The organism is Alteromonas sp. V450 (assembly GCF_001885075.1).
Classification (GTDB): domain Bacteria; phylum Pseudomonadota; class Gammaproteobacteria; order Enterobacterales; family Alteromonadaceae; genus Alteromonas.
On the sequence record NZ_MODU01000004.1, the window covers coordinates 424,485 to 436,878 of the forward strand.

Annotated in this window: 12 protein-coding genes; 6 read left to right on the forward strand and 6 right to left on the reverse strand. The window is 45.3% G+C overall.

The window, feature by feature from the left end; translation table 11 throughout:
• Nucleotides 1–12 precede the first annotated feature (12 nt).
• Genes trpCF through BK026_RS01925 form a run of 4 tightly spaced genes read right to left on the reverse strand, consistent with a single transcriptional unit; the run spans nucleotide 13 to nucleotide 4,744 of the window.
• On the reverse strand, nucleotides 13–1,422 hold the full coding sequence (gene trpCF, locus BK026_RS01910) for a bifunctional indole-3-glycerol-phosphate synthase TrpC/phosphoribosylanthranilate isomerase TrpF (RefSeq protein ID WP_071814293.1): 1,410 nt from the start codon (nucleotides 1,420–1,422) through the stop codon (nucleotides 13–15).
• Nucleotides 1,415–2,446 (reverse strand): anthranilate phosphoribosyltransferase, encoded by a 1,032-nt coding sequence (trpD, locus tag BK026_RS01915; RefSeq protein WP_071814294.1) that lies wholly within the window; start codon nucleotides 2,444–2,446, stop codon nucleotides 1,415–1,417. The genes trpCF and trpD overlap by 8 nt, the downstream gene beginning before the upstream one ends.
• The gene (locus BK026_RS01920; RefSeq protein WP_071814295.1) at nucleotides 2,439–3,071 is read right to left on the reverse strand and encodes an aminodeoxychorismate/anthranilate synthase component II; all 633 of its coding nucleotides are present in this window, start codon (nucleotides 3,069–3,071) and stop codon (nucleotides 2,439–2,441) included. Before BK026_RS01920 ends, trpD begins: the two co-directional genes overlap by 8 nt.
• Entirely contained in the window at nucleotides 3,068–4,744 is a 1,677-nt protein-coding gene (locus BK026_RS01925) for an anthranilate synthase component 1 (protein ID WP_071814297.1), read from the reverse strand. Before BK026_RS01925 ends, BK026_RS01920 begins: the two co-directional genes overlap by 4 nt.
• Nucleotides 4,745–5,023: 279 nt before the next feature.
• Between BK026_RS01925 and BK026_RS01930 the strand changes: the two genes are divergently transcribed.
• The 6 genes from BK026_RS01930 (at nucleotide 5,024) to dkgB (ending at nucleotide 10,398) form a co-directional block, all read left to right on the forward strand.
• Nucleotides 5,024–5,881 carry a PHP domain-containing protein gene (locus BK026_RS01930; RefSeq protein ID WP_071814299.1) on the forward strand — a complete coding sequence of 286 codons (858 nt, stop codon included), beginning with the start codon at nucleotides 5,024–5,026 and terminating at the stop codon, nucleotides 5,879–5,881.
• A gap of 259 nt (nucleotides 5,882–6,140) precedes the next feature.
• Complete coding sequence (locus BK026_RS01935) at nucleotides 6,141–6,761, forward strand: L-threonylcarbamoyladenylate synthase (RefSeq protein ID WP_071814301.1); 621 nt, start codon at nucleotides 6,141–6,143, stop codon at nucleotides 6,759–6,761.
• 224 nt (nucleotides 6,762–6,985) lie between these two features.
• Entirely contained in the window at nucleotides 6,986–7,849 is an 864-nt protein-coding gene (locus BK026_RS01940; protein WP_071814302.1) for a ScpA family protein, read from the forward strand.
• Nucleotides 7,836–8,429, forward strand: coding sequence for an SMC-Scp complex subunit ScpB (gene scpB / locus BK026_RS01945; protein ID WP_071814303.1), 594 nt, complete (start codon nucleotides 7,836–7,838; stop codon nucleotides 8,427–8,429). The genes BK026_RS01940 and scpB overlap by 14 nt, the downstream gene beginning before the upstream one ends.
• A gap of 40 nt (nucleotides 8,430–8,469) precedes the next feature.
• Nucleotides 8,470–9,366 (forward strand): 23S rRNA pseudouridine(2605) synthase RluB, encoded by an 897-nt coding sequence (gene rluB, locus BK026_RS01950; RefSeq protein ID WP_071814304.1) that lies wholly within the window; start codon nucleotides 8,470–8,472, stop codon nucleotides 9,364–9,366.
• A gap of 228 nt (nucleotides 9,367–9,594) precedes the next feature.
• Complete coding sequence (gene dkgB / locus BK026_RS01955) at nucleotides 9,595–10,398, forward strand: 2,5-didehydrogluconate reductase DkgB (RefSeq protein ID WP_071814305.1); 804 nt, start codon at nucleotides 9,595–9,597, stop codon at nucleotides 10,396–10,398.
• A 228-nt stretch (nucleotides 10,399–10,626) separates the two neighbouring features.
• Here dkgB and BK026_RS01960 read toward each other — a convergent pair whose 3' ends face one another.
• Both BK026_RS01960 and BK026_RS01965 read right to left on the reverse strand, forming a co-directional pair.
• Nucleotides 10,627–11,199, reverse strand: coding sequence for a sugar O-acetyltransferase (locus BK026_RS01960; protein WP_071814306.1), 573 nt, complete (start codon nucleotides 11,197–11,199; stop codon nucleotides 10,627–10,629).
• Nucleotides 11,200–11,240: 41 nt separating this feature from the next.
• The gene (locus BK026_RS01965; protein WP_071814307.1) at nucleotides 11,241–11,912 is read right to left on the reverse strand and encodes a hypothetical protein; all 672 of its coding nucleotides are present in this window, start codon (nucleotides 11,910–11,912) and stop codon (nucleotides 11,241–11,243) included.
• Nucleotides 11,913–12,394 lie beyond the last annotated feature (482 nt).

A 12,394-nucleotide genomic window follows, 5' to 3' on the forward strand; every position in this document is an offset into this window, starting at 1 on the left:
CCTGTATTTAAATTAGTAACGGCGGCAAATGGCAAAGAGCGCGAGGAGTTTTTCTTCGCTTTTCACGCCGGGTGCGGTTTCTACGCCTGAATTCACATCAATAGCACCACAGCCGGTTGCAATAGCTTCTGCAACATTCTGGGCGTTAATACCGCCAGCAAGCACTAACTTATGCTTCGCTTCGATATCGTTTAATAGCTGCCAGTTGAACGCTTCGCCTGTACCGCCTTTTGCATCGCCTACCTGGCAATCCAAAAGAACTCGGCTTACAAGGCTATTATTTAAGTGTCTGTCCACTGCTTCTGGTAGTTCGTCTGAAGAGGTTGCTTTAACACCTTCGACTTTCCAAATTTCACAACCTTCTGGAAGCTTGGCTGCAAGCGCTGAAATGTAAGCTTCATCTTCATTGCCGTGAAGCTGTACGGCAAAAAGGTTAAGCGAGGCGGCGAGTGATGCCACTTTATCAATGTCGTGATTAACGAACACACCAACAAAAGCCCCGTCAACGCTTTGCGTTATGGCCAACGCCTGTGCTTCGCTCACACAGCGTGGCGATTTATCTGCGAAGATAAGGCCGCCGAAGCTTGCGCCTTTATCAAACGCCATTTGCGCTTGCTCGGGGCTAGTAATTCCGCATATTTTAACGGCGCCATTCACTAGCGTTTTCACTGCGCGCGGTAGGTCAGCCTCTGCCATTAATGCGCTGCCCACCAAAAAGCCTTGGGATACAGGCGCTAAACGAAGCACGTCTTGGTGGGTGTATATACCTGACTCCGAAATAACCACGTAGTCATGACTAGCTTTTTCAAGCATGGGCACAAGGCGTTCAGTTGTCGCTAAATCGGTAGAAAGGTCGCGTAAATCACGGTTGTTAATACCAATGATATTGGCTTCAAGCGCAATAGCGCGCTCCATCTCTTCTTCATTACTTACTTCGGTGAGAATATCTAACGACAGAGAATTCGCAACGTTTGCCAACTCGCGATATTCATCGTCATTTAGCACGCTTAGCATTAACAACACCGCATCGGCATTGTAGTGACGGGCTAAATACACTTGATAGGTCTCAACGAAAAAATCTTTGTTAAGTACAGGCTGAGCAACACGTTCGGTGACGTAAGCCAAATACTCAAATTTACCTTGGAAGTACTTCTCGTCTGTCAGTACAGAAATGCCGGCAGCATAAGGCGTGTACGCGGCTAAGATTTCGTCTAAATCGAAGTGCTCTCGAATAAGGCCCTTTGAGGGCGATGCTTTTTTGCATTCGAAGATAAAGCCTGCATTTGGCTCACTAAGCGCTGCAAATAAACTCTTCTGAGAAGGCTCCAAGTTAGCTTTAAAGCTTTCTAGCGGCAATGCCTCTTTGCGTGCGGCCACTTCTTCTCGTTTGTCAGCAACAATTTTCTCAAGCACATTAGCCATTCGTGCTTACCTCCTGAGTAATTTTAGCAACCTTCGTTAATAGCTGCATGGGTAACCCTTCGCTCATAGCGTTCATCGCCATTTCTGCGCCTTCTTTAAACGTTGAGGCTTTGCCGGTTACTTTCAACAGCGCTCCGCAGTTCATGGCAATGGCAGCACGGTGCGCTTCTTTGCCTTCGCCGTTTAGCGCAGCTTCAACAAACTGCCGGTTTTCTTCTGGTTCGCCACCTTCAATCGCCGAAAGGGGATAGCGAGGCAAGCCGAAGTCTCCAGCAGCGACAGTAAGCTTACGAATGTCGCCATGTTCAAGGTCGTATATTGTTGATTCACCGTGAAGTGCTAATTCGTCTAAGCCATCGCCGTGCACAATCATTGCGCGATGTTGGCCGAGCAGCATAAGGGTTTTTGCATAAGGTTCAAGCAATTCAGGAGAGTATACGCCGAAAATACCGTGAGTTGGACCCGCAGGATTCGCCAAAGGCCCCAGTATGTTAAACAAGGTTCTAGTCTTCATCGCAGCACGCACGGGCGCTGCGTAGCGCATACCGGCATGATAGACCGGTGCAAAAAGAAATGTGAAATTTGCTTCATCTAAGCATTTGCGCGATGTTTCAGGGCTTATTTCTAAATTAAGTCCAAATTGGCGAAACAAGTCAGCAGAGCCTGATTTGCTTGATACACTGCGGTTACCGTGTTTTGCGACTTTTACGCCACACGACGCTGCTACAACACCCGCAGCACTAGAAATATTAATGGTATTGTGGCCATCACCGCCGGTACCAACGATGTCAGCAAATTCATACGATGGTGTAGGGAAGGGCAACGCGTTTGCAACCATAGCACTCGCTGCACCTGCAATTTCACTCGGTGACTCTTTTTTCATTTTAAGCGCAGTAAGCACAGAGGCAATCATCACCTCGCTTTGCTCGCCGTGCATGATGCTGTTAAACAAGCTGTACGCTTCGGTTTGCGACAGCGATTCTCGCAGCATTATTTGCTCGAGTAGAGGGCCTGCGTTAAGCATGGTTCGCTCCCTGTAACGTTAAATAGTCAATACTTTGCTTTAACAGCAAACTGCCGTGGGCTGTTAAAATAGATTCTGGGTGAAATTGAAAACCCAACATGCGATCTTCGCTATTGTAAACTGCCATTACGGCCTCGCTGCCGTCATCGTTTATAGTAGATGCACAAACGGTGAGGTTTTCAGGCAGTGTGTGTGCTACTAAAGAGTGGTAGCGTGCAACGTGTAAAGGCTGCTGTAAGCCTTCGAACATGGCATCTTCAGAATGGGTGATGGCAGAAGACTTACCGTGCATAACTTGGCTGGCACGACCTACGGTGCCGCCGTAATGCTCAACAATAGCTTGATGGCCTAAGCAAATGCCGATCACGGGGAATACACCGTGTACCTTTTTTAGTAGCTCAGGCATACAGCCCGCTTCACTTGGTGCGCCTGGACCCGGTGATAGCATAAGAAGCACAGGCCCTTTGGTTGCTTGTTCCTGCATTCTTTCAAACAACGCATCTGCTGAAACCGTGTTGCGATATACCTTGATGTCTAGGTTTAAAGTACGTAGTTCATCTACAAGGTTGTAGGTAAATGAGTCTACATTGTCGAGCAAAAATAGGGTGGTCAATTGCTGATTCATGCGTTGCCTCCTTTATTTAACGCAACGTTGATACTTTCAGCTTCTTCTTGTAGCGCGGCTTTAACTGCGCCAATCACTGCTTGTGCTTTAGCACGGGTTTCATCAGCTTCAGCTTGAGGAACTGAGTCATATACTACACCTGCACCCGCTTGAATATAGGCCGTACCGTTTTTTACAAATGCTGAGCGAATGACAATACAGGTGTCCATATCGCCTTGACCATTCAAGTAGCCAACCGCGCCGCCATAACTTCCGCGGCGCTTTTTTTCAACTTCGCGAATTAACGTCGCTGCGCTTACTTTAGGTGCGCCAACTAGCGTGCCCATATTCATACAGGCTTGATAGGCGTGCAGTGGATCCAAATCGTCACGTAGCTGGCCAACCACACGTGACACCAAGTGCATGACGTGAGAGTAACGGTCGACTTTAAGCAAGTCTTTCACATAGCGTGTACCAGGGCGACTCACCTTTGCCACATCGTTTCGGGCAAGATCAACCAGCATAATGTGCTCAGACTTTTCTTTGGTGTCTTCGCGCAGGTTTAATTCAATACGGCTGTCTAAGTCTCTGTCGATACTGCCATCACGGCGCTTGCCGCGTGGACGGGTACCAGCGATAGGGTAGATTTCTACCTGATTGCTTTCTCTTTCGTATTTAAGCGCTGATTCAGGAGAGGCGCCAAATATGCTGAAAGCACCATCTTGCATGTAAAACATGTAAGGGCTTGGGTTTGATTCTTTAAGTTTAGCGTAAGCAAGTAACGGCGACGGGCAGGGGAGAGAGAATGTGCGCGAGGGCACAACCTGAAAAATGTCGCCGGCTAAAATATGTTGTTTTAAGTCCAGCACATGGTTGCAAAACTGTTCATCACTTAAATCAACACGAACTTCAACGTTTGGATCAAAAGAAGAAAGTGACTGTCCACTTTGTGCTTCTGTTTTATTGGCTGCATTTGTGCTTGTTATCACAGGCTCGGCAGGCATATCGTGTAGCTGCTGATGAATGGCTTCTAAGCGCTGTGCAATGGCAAAGTATTGCTGGGCAACGTCTTGCCCGCTAAAAACACTACCGATTAAATGCGTCTCGCGGGTTTGGTGGTCAACAGTTATTAAGGTCTCTGCAAGGTAAAACACAAAATCTGGACAGTCATTTTCACCTTCTGCTACGTTAGGCAATTTTTCAAAGCCCGCAAGCATGTCGTAGGCAAAAACACCACCTAAGAAAACGGCGTGGGGATGCTGGCGAATTGGCGTTATCTTATTGATAACAATGCGAAGCGCGTCCATTACGCTTGCGGCCTTTAAGCGACTGTCTTCATCGAGTTCACCATCAGCTTCATCACACACTATCGCAATTGAAGTGTCTGTCTTTTCTTTGATGTGTAGACCTTCAGGGGCATGTTCAACAAACAAAGGCAAAACGGAAGCGCCATTGGCCGTTAGCGCATTGATTTCAACGCGATTACCTCGGCATTCCATGCGAAGTGCTGCATCAACCATAAGCAGGCTTTGTAAATCGTCTTTTGAATCGATTTCTGCTGACTCTAACAGCAGCGCGTTGCTTTTCTCACCACACAGATGGGCAAATGCAGCAAGTGGGTCTTCAATGTAATGACCTGCTTGCTCAATTGTTTCTACCTTGCCCGGGGAAGTGCCCAGTTCCGCTAAACTCATTTTTTGCTACTCTCCAACTGCAAAAAGATAAAAAAAAGGCCCGTATAAACGGGCCTTTATGTGTATTCATTCACGCACCAAAGTGCACACCGCCCGTTAAGTTAGGGAGTGCCACCACCAAGCTGCAACTGTCATTACTGTTGAGATATTGTATGAATGCATGAATTACTCGTTGTTTTTACAAACTTCAATAGGATTTGAAGCCGTTAGTACGTATACTTCGTGCATATAGAAGAAAACAATTTGCCCTTCGTGTCAACCTAAAATTTGCATAAGACATTGAAAATAGATCTACATAGTCATACAAAATTCTCTGATGGCCACTTAACGCCGGAAGAACTAATCCTTCGCGCGCACACCATGCAGGTGGATGCGCTTGCCGTTACTGACCACGATACCGTTGCCGGTCTAGAAGAAGCCCACGCTACCCAATCGAAGCAAAAACGTGCATTAACCATTATTGATGGTGTTGAAATTTCCACCACTTGGCACAGTTTCGATATTCATATCGTTGGATTAAATGTGGACAGACATTGCCCAACGTTTCTTGAACGGTTACAAGGCCAGTCAAAGACTCGTGAAGCTCGGGCTGAAAAAATTGCCGATAAGCTGGAAAAGTGTGGGTTTGAGGGGGTTCTAGCGCGAGCAAAAGCGCTAGCGGGTGTTGGTCAGGTGACGCGGGCGCACTTTGCAAGAGTACTGGTAAACAATTATGGTGTGTCTAGTATGGACGCCGCGTTTAAAAAGTATTTAGGGAAAGGTAAACGCGCGGCAGTTAAAGCTGAGTGGCCAAGCATTGAGACAGCTATCGAGTGGATCCACGATGCAGGTGGCCAAGCTGTATTGGCGCATCCTGCCCATTACGACATGACAGCGAAATGGTTGCGGCGCTTGGTGGTGCTGTTTGAACAAGCCGGTGGCGATGCCATTGAAACCGCGTTTCCCGGTATCAACAAAACCAAACAAGAACTGATTAACGAGCTTGCACAAACCCATCAACTTTTGGCATCAGCTGGTTCAGATTTTCATTTTCCATCTCGATGGACTGAGTTGGGTAAGAACCTCGGTATTAGCAGTAAACTCACACCCATATGGCATGATTGGAAGCAGTTTGAAGGGCAGATGACGGAAAGCTAGTATATCTAGTTACTATGCTTCCGGTTTAAATGGGTGATGTAGGGCAAATGGTTAACAGAAGTTTGATGAGTGCTATCGTTAATTGATATGCCGAAAGTTGGTTATTAGAAATCCCAAAAGCGGATTAACAAGTGGACAGTCACTCACTCTGCTGGCAAAGCAGGAGCGAATTAACAAGTGCGAAGGAATGGACAGTCACTCAACTATTTATGGATTGCAGCTCTATCGATCTGCGTTTTTATTGGAATAGGAAGTATTTATGAGTCAATTTTTCTATGTGCACCCCGACAACCCGCAAAAACGTCTAATTAGTCAGGCTTGTGAATTAATTCGAGAGGGTGCGGTGGTTGTGTATCCGACAGACTCAGGTTATGCCATTGGCTGTCAAATGGAAGACAAAAAGGCGCTTGAGCAGCTGTGTCGTATTCGACAAATTGATAAAGACCACAACTTTACCCTTATGTGTCGCGATATGTCTGAGCTATCAATTTACGCAAAGGTAGACAATACGGCGTTCAGGCAAATTAAAAACAATACGCCGGGGCGTTACACCTTCGTCTTGAAAGCGACCCGCGAAGTACCAAAACGTTTGCAAAACCCTAAACGTAAAACCATAGGAATTCGCGTGCCCGACAACGCTATTGCACTTGCATTATTGGAAGAACTAGGCGAGCCGTTGATGTCTACATCTTTGATTTTGCCAGGTAACGCCATGGCCGAATCAGATCCAGATGTCATTCGCGATAATTTGGAGAAGCAAGTAGGGCTTATTATTCACGGTGGTTACATTGGTGAGCAGCCTACTACCGTGGTTGATTTGTCGGAAGACACGCCAGTCATTGTACGTCATGGCACGGGCGATCCGTCTCCCTTTGAGTAACTTTCGTTATGCTGACTTTTTGAAAACACTGGTTTTAATAGGTTATTTTAAATAGCTTCTTTTGCTAGCTGCAGGTGGGAGTTATAGTAGGAAACCTTAAGCTAAGTTTCTAAGGCCTGTTGAGCGTTGGTGTACAGCAAAATTCAACAGGTCCTCGCATTAACGCGTAAATAATAATATCAATAATCGCCGCTTTGTAAGCGCGCAAAAACGGTTGTGGAACTGTGTCTGAGCTTGTTGAAGAGAATAAAAACGATAATAAAGCCTCTGTTGAGAAAGGGCTTTCGGCACCTGTTCAACAGCCGTTGCCACTGGCGTTCATTAATGGTGAAGCGCTGATAGAAAAACCTGAAGATCTTTTCATTCCCCCAGACGCGCTAGAAGTTATTTTAGAAACCTTCGAAGGGCCTCTCGACTTACTGCTTTATCTAATTAGAAAACAAAAGTTTGATATCACTACACTGCCCATCGCTGATGTTACCAAGCAGTATATGGAATATGTGGATGCCATGATGTCGCTAAAATTAGAGTTGGCGGCAGAGTATTTGCTGATGGCAGCCATATTGGCAGAAATTAAGTCCAGGCTTCTACTACCTAAACGCAGCGACGATCCCGACGAAGAAGAAGATCCTCGCGCAGCGCTTATTCGTCGACTACAAGAATACGAGCTAGTTAAGCAAGCCGCAGAAGATTTAGATAGTCAGCCTAGGCTTGAAAGAGATGTTTTCACCACTCACGTTGAATTAAGTGAGAGCGTGACACCCATTCGCATTGAACCCGACGTGTCGTTAGCAGAAATTGTATTGGCCTTTAGTGCTGCCATGAAGCGCGCCGAAGCGTTTGAACACCATACCATTGCACGGGAAGCACTGAGCACGCGAGAGCGCATGTCGCTCATATTGTCATTGCTTACGACATCAGAATATACGCCGCTTGAACGTCTGTTTACTATTGATGAAGGTAAAGCTGGCGTAGTGGTTTGCTTCTTGGCAATTTTAGAATTAGTAAAAGAACAGCTAATTTTATGCATTCAGGCAGGTCCTTATGCAAAAATTCATGTAAAATTAGGTGCCCATGAAGAAAATTAACACGGCACAGCTTAAACAATTGGTTGAGGCAGCAATATTTGTAGCCGACAAACCTATTTCAAAGCAGCATTTAAAAGACACGGTACTCAATGAGTTTACCGTCGCTGATAGAACCTTGAGTAAGGTGATTAACGAGCTAAAGTTAGACTATCAGCCAAGAGGCATTCAACTGGTGGAAGTAGCAAGTGGCTATCGCTTTCAGTCGTTAGATGCGTTAAGCCCGTGGTTAAGCAAATTGTGGCAGGAAAATGCGCCAAAGTATTCTAGAGCACTGCTCGAAACGTTGGCACTCATTGCCTATCGTCAACCTATAACCCGTGGAGAAATTGAGCAAGTCAGGGGCGTGGCGGTAAGCAGTAATATTATAAAGACACTCACAGAACGAGACTGGGTAAAGGTAGTAGGCCACAAAGAAGTGCCTGGGCGACCAGCGCTTTATGCAACTACCAAAGGCTTTTTGGACTATTTTTCGATGACGTCGTTGAGCGATTTGCCCAATGCTGACGCTTTCGAAAATATGGCAGAAAGTATTGCGTCAGACTCGCCGCTTAAGGTGTTAAATGAGGCACCGTCAAAATAGACCGTGCGACCGTAAACAAGCAATTAAAGAGTGAAAACCCATGACTGAAAAGTTGCAAAAAGTACTGGCTAACCAAGGGCTAGGCTCGCGACGAGAAATGGAACGTTGGATTGAAGAAGGCCGAGTATCGGTCGATGGCACCAAAGCAACATTAGGAGATAGAGTCGACCATACCGCACAAATTCGTGTTGATGGTCATTTGCTATCTCGTCAAACAGAACAGCCAATCTGCCGCGTGTTGATGTACAACAAACCCGAAGGTGAATTGTGTAGCCGTCACGACCCTGAAGGTCGCGATACGGTTTTTGACCGTCTTCCCGCGATTCGATTAGGGCGCTGGATCACAGTGGGTCGTCTAGACATGAACACCAGTGGCCTGCTGTTATTCACCAACGATGGTGAATTGGCAAACCGCCTAATGCACCCTAAGTGCGAAGTTGAGCGCGAATACGCAGTGCGTGTATTTGGTGAAGTTACGGGTAAAACGCTACATACGCTTCAAAAGGGTGTGGAGCTGGAAGATGGTGAAGCAAAGTTCCTGACAATTTCAGGTACGCCTACGCCGCAGCATGCTGAAGATGAAAGCATGAACCGTTGGTATAATGTGACGTTGAAAGAAGGACGTAACCGCGAAGTGCGTCGTCTTTGGGAGTCGCAAGGCGTGCAGGTTAGCCGTTTGATACGTGTTAAGTATGGCCCAATTGAATTGCAAAAGCGTCTACCGCAAGGTGCGTGGGTAGAGCTTGGGTTAGAAGACGTGAACGCGCTTCGTAGCCACGTTCAACTGCCAGATGAAACGCAAACTATGGTTAATGTACGCCAGGGTAAACTGGACCACGCGCGTTTAAGTCGCATGCGTCGCTCTGTTAAAAAGCATAAAGTGCGTAAGCAACAAGGGTTGAATAAACGTGCTGGGCGTCCTGCCAAACGTAAGTAAAATCAAATTTATCCATCACATGTAAGTGAATACTCATAGCCGCTAGCGCACGTTAGCGGCTTTTTTATTTCAGCGACGTGCATTCTTCAACGTAATCACTAAGTTTGTCTCCCATTTAATTCTGATTTCAGTCTCGATGATTACGATCTTCTTTCTAAGCGATGGCGTAGCAAAGTGTGAAGCTGCTACGTCAAGTACGGTAAGACCAACACGGAAAAGGAGAAAGTAATGAAAGATATGCCTCAGTTAGGAATGGGAACGTTTCGATTGAAAGATGACGAGGCCCGTGAATCAGTCAGTAAAGCGCTAGAGGTTGGTTTCAGACACATTGACACCGCACAATTTTATGACAATGAAGCACAAGTTGGCGACGCCATAAAAACCAGCGGTCTTGATAGAAACGAACTGTTTGTCACCACCAAGGTGTGGCACGAGTCATTGAGCGATGCTCATTTTATTCCAAGTGTTCACGAAAGCTTAGAAAAGCTGAAGCTAGAATATGTTGATTTGCTTCTTATCCATTGGCCATATCCTGGCAATGATATTTCACTCGAAAGTTACTTAGGCAATCTTGCGAAGGCAAAAGAGCAAGGGCTTACTCGTCATATTGGTGTATCTAATTTCACTATTGATTTGCTAGATAAGGCCGAAAAGGTTCTTGGTAAAGGCGAGATTTACACCAACCAAATTGAAATCCATCCTTTCATGCAAAATAAGAAGGTTGTTGAAGCGTGTAAGGAAAAAGGCATAAAAGCGACCGCATATATGCCATTTGCTGTCGGAAAAGTAATGAAGGACGAAACGTTATTGCGAATTGCGCAAAGCCACGATGCGACGCCAGCGCAAGTTGTTCTGGCGTGGATGGAAAAACGTCACATTTATGCCATTCCTTCATCAACCAGTAAAGTACACTTGGCGGAGAATTTAGCTTACGGTGGTGTAAATTTAACTGATCCAGAGCTTACGCTAATTGATGATCTTGATAACGGTGAGCGTATTGTTAACCCTGACTTTGCGCCTAATTGGGATTAACGTAAAGCTATATTCGTTCATCTTCTACGTAGGGGAGCTTGCGCTAGAATCAACACAGCTTTGTGTATTATGTCAATTTAATTAGGCCGCCTAAATATTCTACTGGCGGCCTTTGGAAATGGTTTAAACTTATCTTCTGGGCTATACGCGCTATAGTAAAATTGATAGACGAGAATAGCAGGGGTCTCATATGAACACATATGCTTAGAGAGTGATAGTGATGAAGCGTCACATGCGCTGTTCGGTTTGCTCTATTTCTTTTATTATCTTGGCGGGATTCCCACCTATAACCACATTGTTTCCAAAAGACTTAGTTACCACCGCGCCAGAGGCCACAACCACATTGTCTCCCAATGTCACGCCAGGGTTTATGACCGCCATGCCACCAATCCAGCAGTTGTCGCCAATCGTAATGGGTTTGGCGAACTCGATGCCGGTTGCCCTTTGTATGGGATCTAGCGGGTGCGTAGCGGTGTACAAACCGACTTGAGGCGCAATCATGCAGTTATCACCTATTGTCACCTTCGCTGCATCTAGAATGACACAATTGAAATTAGCGAAGAAATTTTCGCCTACATGGATATTTTCGCCATAATCACATTTGAATGAAGACTCGATGTAAAGCCTTTTCCCAGTACTACCAAACAGCTGTTTTAGTAACCTAGTACGCTTTTTGTGGTCGCTTTGGCAGGTCGCATTGAGCTCGTCTACTTGAATTCGGCACTGCTTGCGCAATGCCGTTAATGTTTTATCTGACGGAAAATATAAATCGCCAGCAAGCATCTTTTCTTGTTCAGTCATGTCATTTTGAAACGTTAGGCTTTGATATTCGAGCCAGTACGTTACTGTGCACCAGTATAACTTACAACGACTTTTTGCTTTAATGCATCGTTTTCAAGGTCCAGATTGACAGGGCGCTTCAAAATGATGTTGCCATCTACAATGACCGAAGCACTAATTGACAGCGTCGGTTTACTATCTGACGTGTTTCCCCATGATTTTTCAGTCTCGTTATAAATGATATCGCCTAAAACATGGGATGAACCTGATAAAGTAATATCGCCGTTTAACGTTTCAATATGTTGTTTTATGGTTGTGTCAACGCCGGTTATGTCACCATTTACGGTTTCAACACTACCGCCAATTATACTTTGTGTGGGAAGCGTAACATTTCCATTTACTGTTTCTATGCCATTAAGCACATTTAGGTATGAAGCTGCGCTAACATCGCCGTTTACAATATCAATATTTCGGACAGACACATGGTTGCCCATCTCAAGATTACCATTAACAATGCTGACTTCATCGGCACCGCCATTATCGCCAATTTCCACATTACCGTTAACAGAAGATATATCTCCCGCATGCTTCCCTTCTGCTATGTCAATATTGCCCAGAATAGAGCTAAAGCTGCTCCCTTCTAATGCACTGGCGTTGCCGACATGGATAACGCAGCCAGTAAGTAGAGAGGCTGTAAGCAACATGGCTGCACTAGCAATAAAAGACTTTTTCATATTTTTTATATCCTTGACTGTTCTTAAATTTTTTAAATTACACGCATAAATTGCGTTGTTACTGAACACAAATAATAATGTGCATGTGTAAAGTCATTATCATTTATCATGCCATTCTCTAAAAATTAATAAAAACAATGGGTTAGTGTTTTTTGTGGGCGAGAGTAAAAAGCTTGATGGCGTGATGATTAATTTTATAGTTGCATCTGCCAATGGGTGGCTAAATTGACCACATTGCATCAATGGACCAAAGGACTGAAGTGGACACACACTCAACCTTAATAGACGCCTTTTAGTCACAAGCACCTTTATTTTAAGTGTGTGTCCAGCGATTTCACAGCGATTTCAATCCAGCGATTTCAGGTAAGTTTTTAATTAGTGTGAGTGTCTGTCCTCGAGTTTATTTAATTAGTGTGAGTGTCTGTCCTCGAGTTTACTTGAGTGTCTGTCCTCGAGTTACTCGAGTTAAACTAGTATGTGGG